Raw genomic sequence first — 16,425 nt, forward strand, 5'->3', positions numbered from 1 at the left:
CTGGACAGCTGTGTTATTACTTTTGCAAAGGTGGTAACGGGATGCAACAAAATAAAGGGAATCTGGTTGCATTAGGTTCCATCCCGCTGATGATGACGCTGGGTAATTCCATGCTGATTCCGGTTTTACCGGAAATCGGACGTAAGCTACATGTAAGCTCCTTTCGGATTAGCATGTTGATTACAGTGTATGCGGTGGTGGCCATTTTACTGATACCGATTGCTGGCTATCTATCCGACCGTTTTGGCCGTAAAGCGGTGATTGTTCCCTGTCTGATTCTGACTGTGATTGGAGGGGGCATTTCTGCGGTGGGAGCATGGCTACTACATGACCTGGCAGCTTACTGGACCATTATTGCAGGTCGTCTACTTCAGGGCGCGGGAGCGGCGGGGGCTTTTCCTATAGTCATTCCACTTGTGGGCGATCTGTATGAGAACGAGGATGAAGCCAGCAAGAACCTGGGGGTAGTCGAGACCTACAACACATTCGGTAAAGTATTAAGTCCGATTCTTGGTGCTGCGCTGGGAGCTGTACTATGGTTTTTGCCATTGGCAGTGATTCCGGGCCTCTGTCTGATTTCGCTTATTTTGGTCATTTGGCTGATCCATGTACCCAAGCGTAAAAACCAACCGATTAGGTTTCGAGAATTTGTGGGGAATGTGAAGCAGGTGCTTGCCGAAAAAGGACGCTGGCTCTATGCTATTTTTGCTATGGGCGGTATTTGTATGTTCGTCATTTTTGGCGTCTTGTTCTACTTATCCGACATACTGGAAAGTCGTTACAACCTCCATGGCGTCTGGAAGGGCTTTGTGCTGGCCATACCGCTTATTTCCCTCTGTCTGTGCTCTTATTTAGGTGGCAAGGTTATTGGCAAGCACAAAAAGCGTATGAAATGGATCGGTTTCGGTGGTTTGGCCATATTGACGATCAGCTTTGCTATTCTCGGATTTTTTCAACATATTTATGCTGTGATTGGCCTGTTTACGCTAGGGGGCGGTGGTATTGGGCTCGCACTCCCTTGTTTGGATGCACTGATTACTAAGGGAATTGAAAAAGAAGAGCGCGGAACCATCACTTCCTTGTACAGCAGTATGCGCTTTGTCGGAGTATCTTTAGGCCCTCCGGTTGTATCCTTGCTGATCGGCAGCAGTGGGCATGGTCTGCTTTTTGGCGTCATGGCCGCAGTGGGGGGGATTGCGGCTCTGCTTATGCTATTTGCGGTCAAGCCAGAGCAGGATGAACCCGCAGGGGGCAAATCCAGTGATCGTAGCCATAAGACTGAGGGAATGACATACGTGTCTCGAGAAAAGCCTCTTTCTTCTAAGCTAAGACACAAAACTCCTGCGAAATATAAATAAATTGCAATTGAAAAAGCTTTGAAATAAAAAAAGCACCCGTTTTCCATGTAAAGCCATGGTAACGAGTGCTTTTGATATTTGAGCAAATATAGATGGATACTCATTTTAAAGAATAGTCTTACCCCTCCAGAGGGACATTTGTTTTAGGCTTGCGGCTTGCGATAATCTGAATGACGTAAATCAGCAAGAACAGCACAACAAACAGTGACGAAAGACGATACATCCATGCATAATCACTGGCTTTGGCGATAACGCCAAGTATAAGTGCTCCGGCTGCGACTCCAAAATCGAGGGAATTGAGAAACATACCGTTTGCCATGCCCCTCTGTTTAGGTGACACGACCTGAATCATCCAGGTTTGCAAGGTTGGCTGCATAACACCAAACCCGATACCGTAGCAAAGAGCAGACAGATACATAAAGGCGTCACTGTGTGCGTAGGAAAGCAGAATCAGACCACCAATGAGAAACAGGGAACCAGGGATGAGCAGTGCCTTTGCCCCTTTTCTGTCATATATACGGCCCGAGAAGGGGCGCACGATCAGTACAGATACCGCATTAAACAGGAAAAAGTAAGCCGGGTGCGCCAGATTAGCTTCATCTCCATAGAGCGCCATAAAACCGAGCAACCCGCCATATGTGATAGACATCAACATGTTCAACAAGGCGGGAATCCACAATTTACGGTTGAATGCCGGTTTGCGCCCTTCCTCCAAAGGGACCATAGGTGGTTCGACATGCCCCTTAGGCAGTGTGCGAATGAGCCAGTAGGCTAGAGGGAAAATGACAACAATGACAGCAGATGTCGAATAGGCAAGCAGGTTAAAACTGCCGTATTGCAGCATCGAAATACCGATGGTTGGCCCAATAGACATGGCTAAACTAGTGGACAGACTAAAAAATCCCATTCCTTCACCGAGACGTTTGGGAGGGATGACGTCAGTGACCATTGTTGGAAAGGCAGTGCTGCTCATACCAAAGCCAATCCCAAACAGCATACGCATGAGCAGGAGTACCGCAATTGTCGGTGAAACACTGTATCCCAACGTTCCTGCTAATGCAAACAGCAGTCCAACGAAGATCAGGACGCTGCGATGTCCTTTTTCCAGCATACGGGCAGAAAAAAGTCTTGCGACAATTGCACTTAATGCGAACAAAGTCGTAACAAGACTGACCTGCACGGAGGTAGCATGGAATGCATTTTTCACATAGGAAGGAATGGAAGATACAATCATCTGTAGTTCCAGAAACAAAAATAAATTGGAAACCGTAAGAACGATAAATTCCTTGGTCCAAAGAGGTTGCTTGCCTTGTTGCATATTAATCGTTCTCTCCTTGTTTTTCTGATTCAGTCATGTTGGTATGAATTTGTAAAAGCGTTTGGCGGAATTGCTTCAGATCTGCAGAGGAAATTCCTTTTACAAAATCGTGGTTGGCATCTCGTTCGACGGGGAGAGTCTCCTTCACAAGCTGTCGGCCTGCTTCAGTCAAATGAAGCAAATAAGCCCGGCGATCCTGTGGGCTGTTCACACGCTGTACCCAGCCCTTCTTGTCCAACAAATCAATAATACGAGTCGTGGTGGGCTGGTCCTTTACAGCCTTAGCTGCAATTTCTTTCTGATTTAAACCCTCGGCCTGATAGATTTGGTACAGAACCGACCATTGCTCTGGGGAAATATCATAAGGTTTAAGCCGATGCGAGAGCTGTTGACTCATTTTGCGATGGGTGATTCCAAGCAACATCCCAATAGAGCAATCGGGAGGCAAATTATTCATATGACACTCCTTTCTAATTTTCCGCACAGGATACTTTGAAATTAATTAGTTGTTATAACAATTATATGGACAACAAGTTGTTTTGTCAAAAGAAGTTGTGCAGCGTTTTGTAAACATACATTCCTTTTCTACTTTACTTTTACTTGTCTATGCGGGAAAAAGAGCAAAAAAACAGCCCGCAAAAAACGGGCTGTTCGGGTTTTAGTACAATATAGTTTGCCATGACTGGCGAATTAAGCTTTAGGTACGGTTTCCCAATCCTTAAGGAAGCGTTCGATACCACTGTCTGTCAGCGGATGTTTCCACAAAGAAGGAAGCAAGGAACCTGGAATAGTGGCGATATGTGCACCAGACAGAGCTGCATCTTCTACATGCTTAATGTTACGGATGGAAGCAGCGATGATTTCGGATTTCAAACCATGAATGTCCAAAATTTGTCTCAGATCACGGATCAGCTTCATGCCGTCAACGGCGATATCATCCAGACGTCCCACAAACGGGCTGATAAAAGTAGCACCAGCTTTGGCTGCCATCAAACCTTGAGCTGCGGAGAAAATCAATGTTACATTCGTTTTGATTCCGTTCTTGGTCAGCTCGTTACAAGCGTACAAACCGTCTTCGGTCATAGGAAGCTTGATCACCACGTTAGGTGCCCACTTTGCGATGTCATAAGCTTCTGCGAGCATATCTTCAGCCTTCAGGCCAATTACCTCAGCACTTACGGGACCTTCAACGATACTGCAAATCTCCTGAATGACTTCCTTGAACACTCGACCTTCCTTAGCGATCAGGGAAGGGTTCGTTGTTACACCATCAACCAGACCCAAACGTTCAATACGTTTGATTTCTTCAATGTTACCAGTATCCAAGAAAAATTTCATTTGATTTTCCTCCTCAGGGTTATATAGTACATAATACATATCATATGGCGTACATTAGCTCATTTAAATGTAGCATATTGCACACGTTAAACTTATAATTAGTATGTATTACATTTTTAATTGTGACACATTTTAAATTTGAAAACAAGCGGTCTTTGATTAAAATTTGATGAATTGTCGAAACATGCTGAAATTGACCGACCTATCTCATTATAATGTATACTACCCCATTCCATAAGGAGGTAATCATTATTCAACTGTCAGAAAGACAGCGGGAAATTGTAGATATTGTCCAGCGTCTGGCGCCTGTTACAGGGGATAAAATTGCTGAAGAGCTGGGACTATCGCGGCCGACTTTGCGTTCTGACCTTGCTTTGCTCGTTATGCTCGGGCTAGTAGATGCCAAACCAAAGGTAGGCTACTTGCCAGGGCGTTATCCAAACTATGATAGCCATATCGGCAGTATGCTCAAAAAGCTGACTGTGGCAGATATACTGAGTGACCCGATTTTGATATCAGGTGATGCTACCGCCTATGATGCGGTGTTAATGCTATTTCAGCAAAATACAGGCACGCTGATGGTCACGGGGGAGGAGCAGGAGCTCATTGGTATTGTTACCCGCAAGGATTTGCTGAAGGTCATGCTGGGACATACTGATCTTCACACTGTCCCGGTGACCATGGCTATGACTCGCCGGGCCCAAATGACGACGCTTGCTCCAGGAGATTCTTTACTGGAAGCAATATCGAGACTGATCCGGCATCAGATTAATTGTCTTCCTGTTTTGGACGAGCCATGTACCTCCTCGGCTCCAATTCAGGGGCTAGTAGGGCGGGTTACGAAAACGGATATTATGAACGCCATTCTGAATTTGACGGAAGAAAAGACCTAAAACATGAATAAGGGGGCCTTATATGTACTGGTTGGCCATGCTGACGATGCTGATTGACCATGTCGGACTTGTGTTTTTTCCGACAGATCCGGCTTGGAGAATTGCCGGCAGGCTTGCTTTTCCAATCTACGCATACGCCCTCTATATGGGCTATACCCGTACCCGAAATATGCGGAGCTACATGCTTCGCCTGCTAGGGCTGGCCTTGATCTCCCAGGTGCCCTATATGCTGGCATTTGATGTGTATAGACCCAATGTGATCTGGACGCTACTGGCGTCGTTACTCGCGCTGGCTGCTGCATCTCGCATGAAGCATTGGGTGGCTGTATCGGGTCTGTACGTCCTCACAGCCCTGTTCATGGAGCTCAGCCAGATGGATTACGGAGCCTATGGTCTGCTGCTTGTTCTCATCTATCGATACACCCGTTCATATATGATGATTGCTGCCCATTTTGTTTTGAATGTTGTGTATGATATGGTACACCATGCGAATATTCAGCACTTTAGTCTGCTGTCCAGTATTCTGATTGTATGTTTTGCCACAGGGGAGAGCGGATTTTATCGTCGGGTACCGCGTTGGTTGTGGCGCAGCTTTTATCCCGTACATCTGGCTGTTATTGCGCTAATTCGTATCTGGCCCTGAACTCGAATCCATACAACAAAAGAACCTTTACAACCACGACTTATAGTGGTTGTAAAGGTTCTTTTTATCCTAAATATACTATGCTGTTCAGGATACTTTGTTGGGACCTTGGGCAAAAGGAAGTGGGCGAAGTGGAGCCCCTTCTTTCATATATTGCACCAATACTTCGGGAATATTGTGTATTCCTCCTGCATTGACGCGATAGCCGTTCGTTTGCCCTGGTGAGTTAATTCCTCGTTTCACCGTAAACGTAACGTCAATTCCCAAGGAGCGGCAAATTTCCAACGTCTCCTTGGTATACCCACCATAAGGGAAGGCCAGTACATTCTGATCATTGTGTAAATGTTTAAACAGCTTCTTGTCAGCCAGGTCCAAATCGGTATAAACCCGCTGTTTGAACTCGTCCTCGGTTTCCATTCGCCCCAGCTTTTTCGAATACACCGGGCCCATCAGAAGTGGTTTTTGTTTGGTGCGCTTTGTGTTGGAGTATCCGTAAGCATGCTGGTCATTGGTATGATTGTAAAAATCAATGCCCTCTGCATGCATCTGATGAATTTGATCCCATGTCAGCTTGGGTATACCAATATGTTTAGGATTGCTGATTGTGGATGTAATGAGAAAATTGGTAGCCGGAACATGATACTTCTTCAACACGGGAAAAGTGTCCGTATAGAAGGATTCATAACCATCGTCAAATGTCATAAGGACCGCATTAGCGGGAACCTTGCCTTTATGTAAAATAAAATCCGTATACTCTTTCATGGTGATCCAATGGAAGCCATTTGCTTTCATTTCGTCCAATTGTTTTGTTAAATTACTAAGCTTGAGAGCACCGGGATCAGGTGGAGTCTTGGTTACTTCATGATACATCAGGACAATTACTTTGTTTTGGTAATATACCTTATCTGGCGTAGGCGTCAGTGAAAATAAATGGCGTACCAGTCGATCTGCATTAGCAGTGCGTGTACGATGAGTTCCTTTGACTACAGGTGTGTGATAAATATTACGTGCTTCATGCACCAAAATCCCGAGAATAGCTACCAAGCTTATGATGAGCAATGTTCTTTTTAAAAAAGTGTGTTTCATTGAATGACATCCCCCGCATGCAAAAAATTCTGAAAGTATAGAGGTTTATACTAAATATGAAACTAGCAAAATCTAGTCTATCATACCGAAAACACGCGGGGGAAATATCACAACTTTGTTACCTCTGTGTTGCTTGTACAGATACCGAAGATGAGGCCGGGAAGTAACCGATCTCGACCGCATGCTGGATCATATTGCGAATAAACTCCAGGTTGGTTACCGGACACTGTACGCCAGCTTGTTCCAGCAGAGCTGTGGTTACAGAGCAGCCGTAACGGTAAGCTGAATCCTTGGCACCATCACCTTCGAGTTGTCCCATAGCAAGGTGAAGTGCATCTTCCTGAATGCCAGAAGACGGATTCAGCAGCCAAGCGCTGTAATCGTCAAAAGGCAGCGTTTCTACTGCGTAACCAAGCTGGTTTACCATAGCGATCAGTTCATCATATGGCAGTGGGTTCGGATTACAGATATGGAAAATGCGGTTCGCACTTTTTTGTTTGACGGACAGTTCTACGATAGCACGGCTGGCGTAATCAATTGGTGTAAAGTCTGTATGCCAATCGGCTTGTGGAGCTTTGCCCAGCAGCAGCATCGCCTTCATCATACGATAATAAGCATTGCTGTCGATATTACGCTGGAAGCGTCCGTTGGCCGAATGGGCTGTCAAATTACCCGCACGGTAGATCGAGACAGGTGTACCTGCTTGAGCTGCTTGGAACAATAGCTTCTCTGCCGCAAGTTTACTGTTCGTGTACAGGTTGTCCACGTTCAGTTCATCTGGGAAGGCAGAGAGCTCTAATGTCGTTTCCCATTTTCCTTCGTTTGCAAGATCCTCCGGTATTCCCATAGTGGAAACATGATGGAAGGAGACTCCTGGCTTAGCTTGAGCGATTTTTAGCAGTTCCAATGTTCCGGTCACATTCGTGCGATCGAAGGTTGCCGAATCACCAAAATGGCGAACGTCAGCAGCGCTGTGAATGATACCGTCGATCTGGTGCTCTAGCATATGGCGGTCGACAGAAGAGAGACCCAGATCCGCTTGCTCTAGATCCCCATAGATAGCCTTCACCCGTCCTTCCATCAAGCTGGAGATATCTTGACCAAAATATCCTGTCAAAACGGATTGAATACGCTCAAAGCCAGATGGACCGTCCTGAGAAGGGCGTACCATTGCGTATACTTTGGCTTCTGTCCGGTGGAGCAGGTCATACAGAATGTGTGAACCCAGATATCCTGTGGCTCCGGTCAATAAAATCACGCGCAAGTCGCGGATTTCAGCTAAATCTGAAGCGCCAGGCAACTCAATAGGATGTTCATTCAAATCTGTTTTTTCCTGAGAAATCGCGAGTGACTTGCGCTGCGGCGCTTGTTCTGTACCTAATTGCTCCACGTATTCAGCAAGCTCACGAACAGTTTTATAGCGGAAGAAGTCTCCAATACGCAGCGCGCCATAACGCGGCTTCAGAATAGCCAGCACATGAATGACACGAAGCGAATCGCCTCCGATCAGGAAGAAATCATCAGTCGCGCCAATGTTATGTTTACCAAGCACTTGTGTCCATGCTTCGGCAATGAGTGTTTCAGTTCCTTCACGGAGAGGTTCCCCGCCGGACGTAAGATCAGACACTTCAGGAAGTGGGCGCAGAGCCAACTTTTTACGATCGATCTTGCCAGTTGGTGAAATAGGCATAGCTTCCAGGTGAATGACATGGGTTGGTACAAAATAGGAAGGCAGCTTGCCTCCAATATAAGACTGTATAACGTCCTGTGGAATGGACTGTCCGTCCGAAGTGGTGAAATAGCCCACTAACATGTTCTGATCTGTGTGATCCTTGACGGCGACAACAGCTACGTCCTGAACACCTGGATGTTTGGAGAAATGGTCTTCAATTTCTCCTATTTCAATCCGGTTCCCCCGAATTTTGAGCTGCGAGTCCTTCCGGCTTACGTATTCAATCGTACCGTCTGGCAGCAGCTTGGCAATATCACCTGAACGGTACATTTTTTCACCTGGGACAAAAGGATTGTCCACGAACGATTGGGCTGTACGCTCCGGCTGATGGAGATAGCCGTGGGCCAACGCAGGCGTAGCAATACATACTTCACCCGGAATATTGACTGGGCAAAGCTTGTTATCGTCGTTAACGATGTACACTTTGTAATTGTAAATCGGCTTGCCGATCGGGATATTAACGACATGTTCAGGGACGGCACCGCGGACCCGATGGGTCGTCGTCGCTACGGTGCATTCGGTTGGTCCGTATACGTTGACGATGTCTGTGTCTGTACCGAATTTGCTTTGGAACGCCCGAACTTGTGAGCCATACAGCGCTTCGCCTGCCACGGTAACAATCCGAACATTTGCGAGCTTGCGATAACCTTCGTCTGACAAGTACGTCGATAGCTGATTAAAGAATACAGTTGGCAAAATGGTAATAATCGTCGTGCCCGTACGTTCGATGGCTTCAGCGAATTCTTCCACAGATACGCGCTCTTCGGAAGACAGCAAGTACAATTTTGCACCGTAAAACAAGGCTCCAATCGTATCCCATACAGAAGCATCGAAGCTATAGGTGGCGAATTGGGTCAATACATCCTGAGGCGTAATGTCACAATCGCGTTGTACGACAGCTCCTAGGTTAACGACACCGCGGTGAGCGATCAGGGCACCTTTTGGTTTGCCTGTAGAACCGGAGGTGTAGATGACATAAGCTAGATCATCTGGACTTACTTCAACGTTTGGATTGCTTGCTGCATAACCTGCCAGTGGTCCGTCAATAGCTAATATTTCTTTTACGGTTTCAATGGACCCGCATAGTTCAGCCGCTTGTTGGGTGAGTGCGGAAGTTGTTAAGACAAAAGGAGAACGCGTGTCCTCGACAATGTAGCTACTCCGGTCAGCAGGATGAGCGGGATCAACAGGAACGTACACGCCTCCGGCTTTTAGGATGCCGAGCAGGGAAATAACGGTCTCCAAGCTTCGTTCCATGAAGATGGTCACGAATTCACCTTTGGTGAGGCCTTTGGATAACAAAACACGTGCGACTTGGTTAGCACGCTCGTTCAATTCACGGTACGTATATTCCCCGGTATGCGAAGCAATAGCTGGACGATCAGGGTACTGGGAAGCCGCTTCTTCAAACATTCCGTGAATCGTCTGATGCTCAGGATATTTTACGACGGTATCATTTAAAGCTTCGTGAGCAGCTCGATCTGCGTCCGATAATATGTCAATGGAATTTACAAGTGCATGGCTGTTGTTGAGCGCGCCTCGCAGAAGGGTTGCAAAGTATTCTGCGTAGCGAACCACCGTTGTTTCCAGCAAGAGTGATTGATCATACCGAATCTGTAATTGATAAGTGCCATTGTTATCACGAACAGCCCAGTCCATAATACGGGATTCTACACCGCTGTCTGTAGGAAGTGTTGTTGAAAATGAAGTATCAGCTTGCGGTTCTGCCAGGAATGCATTAGGCTCACGGAGCATCTCCTGAAATAAGCTTGCCAGTTCATGAAAAGTCGTTTCCTTTTCAACTGTCAACGATGCTATAAGCAGACCGGATTGAGGCACAAAAGTAGAGAAAGAAACTTCTTCCTCTGCGGATAGACGATATAACCATGCAGTATACGCTGATAAGAGCACTGCTTGTTTGTCTTCCGGAGTGTTTTGTTGATTCAGTTGTTCCGAGATGGATGTTTCTAACTCTACTTGATAAGTAGAGGATGTATACTTGCGCTGTATACGTGCAAAATCCAAGGGAACTAGGAATGGGGATGGAGCTGTCTGTGTGCTGTTTTGTAGTAATGAAGCCATTACGCTAACCTCCTGAATGTTTGATGTTTCAATATAAGTGATGAAGCTAATAAATGCCCCCGATCCCTTCAAATGGATGAACAGGAGGGAGGCATCACCGAACGACTTACTTATGAAATATGCATTGAAATCGATAAATGGATATTATGATTTGGTACGGTTTGTGTCTGCAATTTTGAAATAAGATGTAATTTCTTGAAGCTCTTCAGACATGGACGTCAGCTTATGGGATGACTCAATGATAGAATCCAAAGAGGCTTTTTGTTCCTCTACCGTTTGCATAATGTGAACACTGTTATTGGCTGTTTTGGTTACGGTGGAGGAAAGATCGTCTGCTGTCGCGGTCATTTCCTGTGTCCCCGCAGATATTTGCTCAGTAGCACTGGATACTTCTTGGATTTGCCATGCTAGATTTTTAGTTGCTTGAAGAATGTCATTGAACAACTCGCCTGCTTGTCCAGCAACGACGATACCGTTTTGAACTTCAACGTTCCCTTGCTCCATCGAATTCACAGCTTGTCCGATTTCACTTTGAATTTCTTCAATCAGAGACGTAATTTGTTTAGTTGCCTCCGCAGATTGTTCTGCCAGCTTGCGTACTTCATTGGCCACAACGGCAAAGCCTTTACCTTCTTCACCGACACGCGCAGCTTCAATAGAAGCGTTCAGGGCGAGCAGGTTCGTTTGGCTAGAAATTCCTGAAATGGTGCTAATGATATTGCCAATTTCCTGTGAACGGCTGTCCAGCAACTTGATGATACGGGAAGTATTCGTTACTGAATCGGTAATCAAATGCATTTGGGATGATACCTTATCTACAATCTCGTTACCTTCATTCGAACGCTTCTCTACCGAATTGGCTTCTTCCGCCACATTGGAAGAACTGGTAGCAATATTTTGAATGACTGATGCCATTTCAGCCATAGCTCGTGCACTATCGCCTGTCGCTTTTTCCTGTGAACGGATATTATCCGTAATTTCATTGATATTTTGGTTGATGATGTTGGAATTGATTCCGTTTTGCTCACAGATTGCGAGTAATTCCTTCGCAGATTCATTGACTTCATCAGTAGTCTGCTTCACTTTGGTCATAATGCTGTTAATATGGCTTACCATATCGTTGAAGTTTTGATTCACGAGCCCCAAGTCATCTTGGCCAGCATGAATTTGAACATCCAGATTTCCTCTGCTTACTTCACTGATACCGTACATCAGTTGCTTAATCGGAGATAGTGTGCGTTTTACTACCCAATATTGAAGCGCCAGGCAGATCAGTAGGAATATCACCAAAATGGTGGCGCCGCTAATGAGCAGCTTGGTCAATCCGGCAGGTACAGCACCGGCATCAGCATCGACAGCAAAATAGGCAAAGATTTTGCCACTAGGATCTTTAATCGGCGTCATCAAAGTCGTCCATGTACCAAAAGAGTCATCGTAAAAACTGGTGAATGTAGGTTTGCCGGAGTCCAGCATGCTAGTTACGCCTACAGCTACGACATTGGGTTGCTCGTACATAGCGCCGACACCCATTTTATCTTTCTCAAATGATTCTCTCAGATCTGTTGGCATGGCGACAATGGATGTCTGATTGCCATTTTCCAGCTCTGTTCCGAAAATATAGGCGTGAGAGATATTCGGGTTCGTTGCCATGATGTTATCTAGATAGGTACGAAGTTTGGTTTGAATGGGTCCATCATAATTTTTTTCTTGAACCGCTTGGGATACTTCATCGGAATTAATGCCCTGCGCCCACTTCAATGTGATTTTTTCCACTTGCCCATGCAATTGGTCAATCAAAATCGTACGTTGGATCAAATAGCTAGACACAATAAGGACTAGCCCGATCAATACGATATTGAAGAAGGATAATAATAAGTTTTTGGTGAAGAATGATAAGCTACTCCACTTTTTCAAAATGTTCCACTCCCTGGTAGTATTTTTGTATATGGTGTTGAACCGCTTATCGAATGAGATAATCAAGTCCCCCTTACAAACACAATAAATAGAGATAATTGACCCTTGATTTTTTCAAAATAGGTCTTAAGTCTTTTTCAGACAAGTATGATATCCCTATATATATGTCGTACAAAAAGCTCATGAAATGAATACCTAACGCAATAAAAAATTAATTTTTAATAGGTAAAGGTTGTGTGTATTTCAGTATTTTCCAATTTATACTCCTGCTTGAAATTCGAGTTCATTTCAGTCCATAAGCAACTATTCAACAGAAACCATCATACTTTATAATAGAGTCAAATGCACTTATCAATTTGGGACATTTTTCATATTTGAAGCCGCGAATGCTTGATTTATCGCGGTTTTCGTGATTTGTTTGCGAAATGAGTCCATGTATCTATGTATAGAGAAGAGGGATGAGAAAAGTGTCGAGGTTTACGATTTTAAAGGTTGAGAGCGATCATGCGGATCTGCATCATTTGATTCGCAGGCTGGATGAAGACTTGTTGGAAAGGTATCCTGCCGATCAAATTTACTTGGTTGATTTTTCCAACCCGAAAGTTAAAAATATGATTTTCGCTGTTGTGTATATGGATGAAAAACCAGTTGCTTGCGGAGGGCTTAGGCCTATAGATGCGGAAGAGATGGAGCTTAAAAGATTTTATGTTGATTCCTCTTATCGCAGACAAGGAATTGCAGTTAGCCTATTATCTTTTCTGGAAGAGGAAGCCAGAAAGCGGGGAGTAGTAAGGATTAATCTAGAGACTGGAGCAGCTCAACCTGAAGCAATTGCCTTCTATACCAAGCAGGGATACGAACCTATTGAACGATTTGGGGAGTATGAACACGATGAAAATAGTCTTTGTTATGGTAAAAAGCTGTCTCTGTCTTTATAAAGCGTTCTCATATAAAATAGATGTTGATCAACACTAGCCTATATAGCGGGAGAGATGATAATGAATTTGAAGCAAAAAGCGGCCGAAAAAGCAGTTGAGGCGATTCAGGAAGGTATGAAAGTAGGACTTGGTACAGGCTCGACAGCCTATTGGGCTATTCAAAAAATCGGAGAGCGTGTGGCACAAGGATTACATATACAGGCTGTAGCTACATCCCAAGCCTCGGAGGATCAGGCCAGGGAGCTGGGAATTCCCATCATTCCGTTTGATCAGATTGGGAGGCTTGACGTTACCATTGACGGTGCAGATGAGGTGAATGAGCAACTGGTATTGGTAAAAGGTGGAGGCGGTGCTCTGCTGAGAGAGAAAATTGTGGAAAGCAATACCGATCGATTAATCATTATTGTGGATGAGTCCAAGGATGTGAAGGTACTGGGCGCATTCCCTTTGCCGGTCGAGGTGGTGCCTTTTGCCAGTGAATGGACGTTAGAGGCTCTGCGGCAGACAGGCTGTAAAGCGGAATGGCGTATGAAAGACGGCGAGCGCTTCCTTACGGATAACGGAAATTATATTGCCGATTGCCGCTATGGTACGATCGAAAACCCACAGGAACTGGAAATTCGCTTGAATCAGATTCCGGGTGTAGTCGATAATGGACTGTTCATTAACATGGCGGATCAAGTTATTATCGCACGAGCTAATGGACAAATTGACGTACGGAATAAATAATGTCTGGTAACCGTCTGTTTTATAATGTAGCATTCGTGTTATTGATATTATATACAGGGCTTCTATTATATTGGATGTTTCTCGGTTTTGGTCGCACGCTGCGGCCAGGACCTCCGTATTCATCAGGACCTCCGTATTCATATAATGTTGTTCCCTTGGATACGATCGGGCGATACTGGCGGGCCATGCATTCTTCCCCTTTTCGGGTATGGGGTGTTAATTTGCTCGGGAATATTGGTGTGTTCATCCCCTTCGGTATTCTTTTGCCGATCATTTGGGTATCTATGCGAAGGGTAGGCAGGCTGCTGTTAGTGGTGGTGGCCGCATTGGTCATTCTCGAAGTAACCCAAATGCTGCTGGGCGCAGGTACGATGGATGTGGATGACATCATACTGAATGTACTGGGAGTATTATGCGGACGTGTTGCCTACGTATTTTTACGTAAGAAATTAAGAATTGAATCATAATCGCCCTGCTCTCGATATCAGTATTTAATGACTGGTCGAGGGCAGGCTTTTTTACATAATGAACGACAACTTCCGCATAATAGATGGTAATTCCTTCAATACAGACCGTAAAAGCAGGAAGGGAAGCGCTTAAACTTGACAAAAGTACGCAATTAAGATATCTTGGAATAAAGATATGAGTAACGGAGGCTGTTAATATGTCTGTAAAACCAGATGATCAGGACTTAGCGCTTAATTTGTTCGTTGTTCTGGCTCGTGCCTATAATTCGGTCACGTCTCGCACGAATCGGGACATTCATAGTCATGGATTAAATACAACTGAATTTGGTGTGCTTGACCTTTTGTATTATCGCGGACCGCAGCCTTTGCAGAAGATTGGAGAAAAGGTACTGATCTCCAGCGGGAATATTACGTATGTGGTGGATAAACTCCAGAAAAAAAACCTGCTTACCCGCCGTGCGTCACAAGATGATCGGCGTGTAATTTATGCAGAATTAACTGATGATGGACGTCATTTTTTTGAGCAAATATTCCCGCAGCATCATCGTGTTATTATGGAGACTGTGGATGGCTTATCCGTGGAAGAGAAGGAGCAGGCTATTCATCTGCTAAAAAAGCTTGGACTAACAGCTGAGGGACAGAAGAGTAACGGATCATAAGTGTTGCATTTTCTGGTTAAATCAGCTTTAAGATAAAATACCGACTTTTCGGTATTTTATTTTTTTGTCTAATTTTGGGCAGTGGGGACGCAAATCAGGTATAATTGTCTAATAGTCTCGATCTGAGGTCATCCCTAGAACCTGTTTCATATACAAATACCTTGTCGGGGAAGGAGCTGTACATGAGTATACAGCAATATACCGCAGGTGAGTCGCTATTGATGCAAGCAGGAGATTTGGCTGAGCTAGTTACCCACAAACAATACGAATTACAGCCAGATCTTTTGGAGCGCTTTGGGGACAACGGTAAAATAAAGACAAAACAGGACTCTTTATATAGTTTGAACTATTTAGCTGAAAGTGTAATCGTGAGCAGTCCTATTTTATTTACGTATTATGTTTCCTGGTTAAAGCGACTTTTAGAAGGTTTCGGCATAACCCAAGAAGATTTGATCATCAATTTTCAATTAATTCGGGAGACATTGGTAGAGCACTTTCATCACAGGGAAAAAACGGTGGTGCTGGAGCATTTAGAATTGGGGATACAGCAAATTGGGAAGAAAGAGGAGTACGCTTCTTTTATTACAGATGATAATCCCTATGCTGCCGATGTGGCTCAATATTTGGAATATTTACTGTTTGGTAATCGCAGACAGGCTTTGGATTGGATCATCCATTTGCTAGATGAAGGTATGTCTATTCAACATACTTATAAATATATTTTTCAAATTTCGCAATATGAAATAGGTCGTCTGTGGCATGAAGGCAAAATTACGGTTGGTCAAGAACATTTTTGTACTGCCGCGACTCAGTTTATTATTTCCAGTCTGTATCCCAGATGGATAGGTGCTGGAAATAAGGGACGCAGCCTCGTAGCAGCATGTGTAGGCAGCGAGCAGCATGAAATAGGTCTGCGTATGCTGGCTGATATCTTCGAGATGGATGGCTGGGATACGTACTATTTAGGTGCCAATGTACCTGATCGGAGTCTGCTTCAGGCCATTGTGAGCTACAACGCAGATGTGGTGGCTATCTCAGCTACCATGGCTTACCATGTCCATCTGGTGAAAAAGCTGATTACTGTGATCCGCCAAAATACAACTACAAGTCATGTGAAAATTATGGTCGGTGGATTGCCCTTTAATCTTGATTCACACTTATGGCAGGAAGTGGGAGCGGATGGATATGCACCAGGTGCGGAGGAAGCGCTGGAGGTAGCAGAGGACATACTTTCGCTCAAGAGATAATGTTAGTGTTGGCAACCCGTA

14 protein-coding genes are annotated in these 16,425 nt (G+C 44.8%); 8 read left to right on the forward strand and 6 right to left on the reverse strand.

What is annotated here, in order from left to right; all coding sequences use genetic code 11:
* Positions 1-41: 41 nt before the first annotated feature.
* Positions 42-1,358 (forward strand): MFS transporter, encoded by a 1,317-nt coding sequence (locus tag HFD99_RS12610; RefSeq protein ID WP_016819206.1) that lies wholly within the window; start codon positions 42-44, stop codon positions 1,356-1,358.
* Between the two features lie 118 nt (positions 1,359-1,476).
* On the opposite strand, the gene HFD99_RS12615 is transcribed toward HFD99_RS12610, so the two are convergent.
* The 3 genes from HFD99_RS12615 to fsa form a co-directional block, all read right to left on the reverse strand.
* Positions 1,477-2,676 carry an MFS transporter gene (locus HFD99_RS12615; RefSeq protein ID WP_045243876.1) on the reverse strand — a complete coding sequence of 400 codons (1,200 nt, stop codon included), beginning with the start codon at positions 2,674-2,676 and terminating at the stop codon, positions 1,477-1,479.
* 1 nt (position 2,677) lies between these two features.
* A complete protein-coding gene (locus tag HFD99_RS12620; RefSeq protein WP_016819208.1) occupies positions 2,678-3,133 on the reverse strand; it encodes a MarR family winged helix-turn-helix transcriptional regulator in 456 nt (151 codons plus the stop codon).
* Positions 3,134-3,366: 233 nt separating this feature from the next.
* A complete protein-coding gene (fsa, locus tag HFD99_RS12625) occupies positions 3,367-4,014 on the reverse strand; it encodes a fructose-6-phosphate aldolase (RefSeq protein WP_013370592.1) in 648 nt (215 codons plus the stop codon).
* Positions 4,015-4,229: 215 nt separating this feature from the next.
* Between fsa and HFD99_RS12630 the strand changes: the two genes are divergently transcribed.
* Both HFD99_RS12630 and HFD99_RS12635 read left to right on the forward strand, forming a co-directional pair.
* Positions 4,230-4,907 carry a CBS domain-containing protein gene (locus tag HFD99_RS12630; protein ID WP_038978158.1) on the forward strand — a complete coding sequence of 226 codons (678 nt, stop codon included), beginning with the start codon at positions 4,230-4,232 and terminating at the stop codon, positions 4,905-4,907.
* A 22-nt stretch (positions 4,908-4,929) separates the two neighbouring features.
* Positions 4,930-5,550, forward strand: coding sequence for a TraX family protein (locus tag HFD99_RS12635; protein ID WP_016819210.1), 621 nt, complete (start codon positions 4,930-4,932; stop codon positions 5,548-5,550).
* 87 nt (positions 5,551-5,637) lie between these two features.
* On the opposite strand, the gene HFD99_RS12640 is transcribed toward HFD99_RS12635, so the two are convergent.
* The 3 genes from HFD99_RS12640 to HFD99_RS12650 form a co-directional block, all read right to left on the reverse strand.
* Complete coding sequence (locus HFD99_RS12640) at positions 5,638-6,636, reverse strand: polysaccharide deacetylase family protein (RefSeq protein WP_016819211.1); 999 nt, start codon at positions 6,634-6,636, stop codon at positions 5,638-5,640.
* 118 nt (positions 6,637-6,754) lie between these two features.
* The gene (locus tag HFD99_RS12645) at positions 6,755-10,450 is read right to left on the reverse strand and encodes a non-ribosomal peptide synthetase family protein (protein ID WP_016819212.1); all 3,696 of its coding nucleotides are present in this window, start codon (positions 10,448-10,450) and stop codon (positions 6,755-6,757) included.
* Positions 10,451-10,594: 144 nt separating this feature from the next.
* On the reverse strand, positions 10,595-12,364 hold the full coding sequence (locus HFD99_RS12650) for a methyl-accepting chemotaxis protein (protein ID WP_016819213.1): 1,770 nt from the start codon (positions 12,362-12,364) through the stop codon (positions 10,595-10,597).
* A 467-nt stretch (positions 12,365-12,831) separates the two neighbouring features.
* Between HFD99_RS12650 and HFD99_RS12655 the strand changes: the two genes are divergently transcribed.
* From HFD99_RS12655 to HFD99_RS12675, 5 genes are all read left to right on the forward strand, one after another.
* Positions 12,832-13,302 (forward strand): GNAT family N-acetyltransferase, encoded by a 471-nt coding sequence (locus HFD99_RS12655; RefSeq protein WP_017425775.1) that lies wholly within the window; start codon positions 12,832-12,834, stop codon positions 13,300-13,302.
* Positions 13,303-13,362: 60 nt separating this feature from the next.
* The gene (rpiA, locus tag HFD99_RS12660) at positions 13,363-14,031 is read left to right on the forward strand and encodes a ribose-5-phosphate isomerase RpiA (RefSeq protein WP_016819237.1); all 669 of its coding nucleotides are present in this window, start codon (positions 13,363-13,365) and stop codon (positions 14,029-14,031) included.
* On the forward strand, positions 14,031-14,498 hold the full coding sequence (locus HFD99_RS12665) for a VanZ family protein (protein WP_167440911.1): 468 nt from the start codon (positions 14,031-14,033) through the stop codon (positions 14,496-14,498). Before rpiA ends, HFD99_RS12665 begins: the two co-directional genes overlap by 1 nt.
* Positions 14,499-14,695: 197 nt before the next feature.
* On the forward strand, positions 14,696-15,157 hold the full coding sequence (locus HFD99_RS12670; protein ID WP_013309820.1) for a MarR family winged helix-turn-helix transcriptional regulator: 462 nt from the start codon (positions 14,696-14,698) through the stop codon (positions 15,155-15,157).
* Between the two features lie 182 nt (positions 15,158-15,339).
* Positions 15,340-16,404 carry a cobalamin B12-binding domain-containing protein gene (locus HFD99_RS12675; protein ID WP_017425773.1) on the forward strand — a complete coding sequence of 355 codons (1,065 nt, stop codon included), beginning with the start codon at positions 15,340-15,342 and terminating at the stop codon, positions 16,402-16,404.
* The last annotated feature ends 21 nt before the right edge of the window (positions 16,405-16,425 follow it).

The sequence above is a fragment of the Paenibacillus sp. EKM301P genome (assembly GCF_011800295.1).
Lineage (GTDB): Bacteria > Bacillota > Bacilli > Paenibacillales > Paenibacillaceae > Paenibacillus > Paenibacillus polymyxa.

Bases quoted from the DNA above. Each gene is read 5' to 3' on its own strand.
- HFD99_RS12610 (WP_016819206.1), top strand. From the start codon at position 42: ATGCAACAAAATAAAGGGAATCTGGTTGCATTAGGTTCCATCCCGCTG.
- HFD99_RS12615 (WP_045243876.1), bottom strand. From the start codon at position 2,676: ATGCAACAAGGCAAGCAACCTCTTTGGACCAAGGAATTTATCGTTCTT.
- HFD99_RS12620 (WP_016819208.1), bottom strand. From the start codon at position 3,133: ATGAATAATTTGCCTCCCGATTGCTCTATTGGGATGTTGCTTGGAATC.
- fsa (WP_013370592.1), bottom strand. From the start codon at position 4,014: ATGAAATTTTTCTTGGATACTGGTAACATTGAAGAAATCAAACGTATT.
- HFD99_RS12630 (WP_038978158.1), top strand. From the start codon at position 4,230: ATGTATACTACCCCATTCCATAAGGAGGTAATCATTATTCAACTGTCA.
- HFD99_RS12635 (WP_016819210.1), top strand. From the start codon at position 4,930: ATGTACTGGTTGGCCATGCTGACGATGCTGATTGACCATGTCGGACTT.
- HFD99_RS12640 (WP_016819211.1), bottom strand. From the start codon at position 6,636: ATGAAACACACTTTTTTAAAAAGAACATTGCTCATCATAAGCTTGGTA.
- HFD99_RS12645 (WP_016819212.1), bottom strand. From the start codon at position 10,450: ATGGCTTCATTACTACAAAACAGCACACAGACAGCTCCATCCCCATTC.
- rpiA (WP_016819237.1), top strand. From the start codon at position 13,363: ATGAATTTGAAGCAAAAAGCGGCCGAAAAAGCAGTTGAGGCGATTCAG.
- HFD99_RS12665 (WP_167440911.1), top strand. From the start codon at position 14,031: ATGTCTGGTAACCGTCTGTTTTATAATGTAGCATTCGTGTTATTGATA.
- HFD99_RS12670 (WP_013309820.1), top strand. From the start codon at position 14,696: ATGTCTGTAAAACCAGATGATCAGGACTTAGCGCTTAATTTGTTCGTT.
- HFD99_RS12675 (WP_017425773.1), top strand. From the start codon at position 15,340: ATGAGTATACAGCAATATACCGCAGGTGAGTCGCTATTGATGCAAGCA.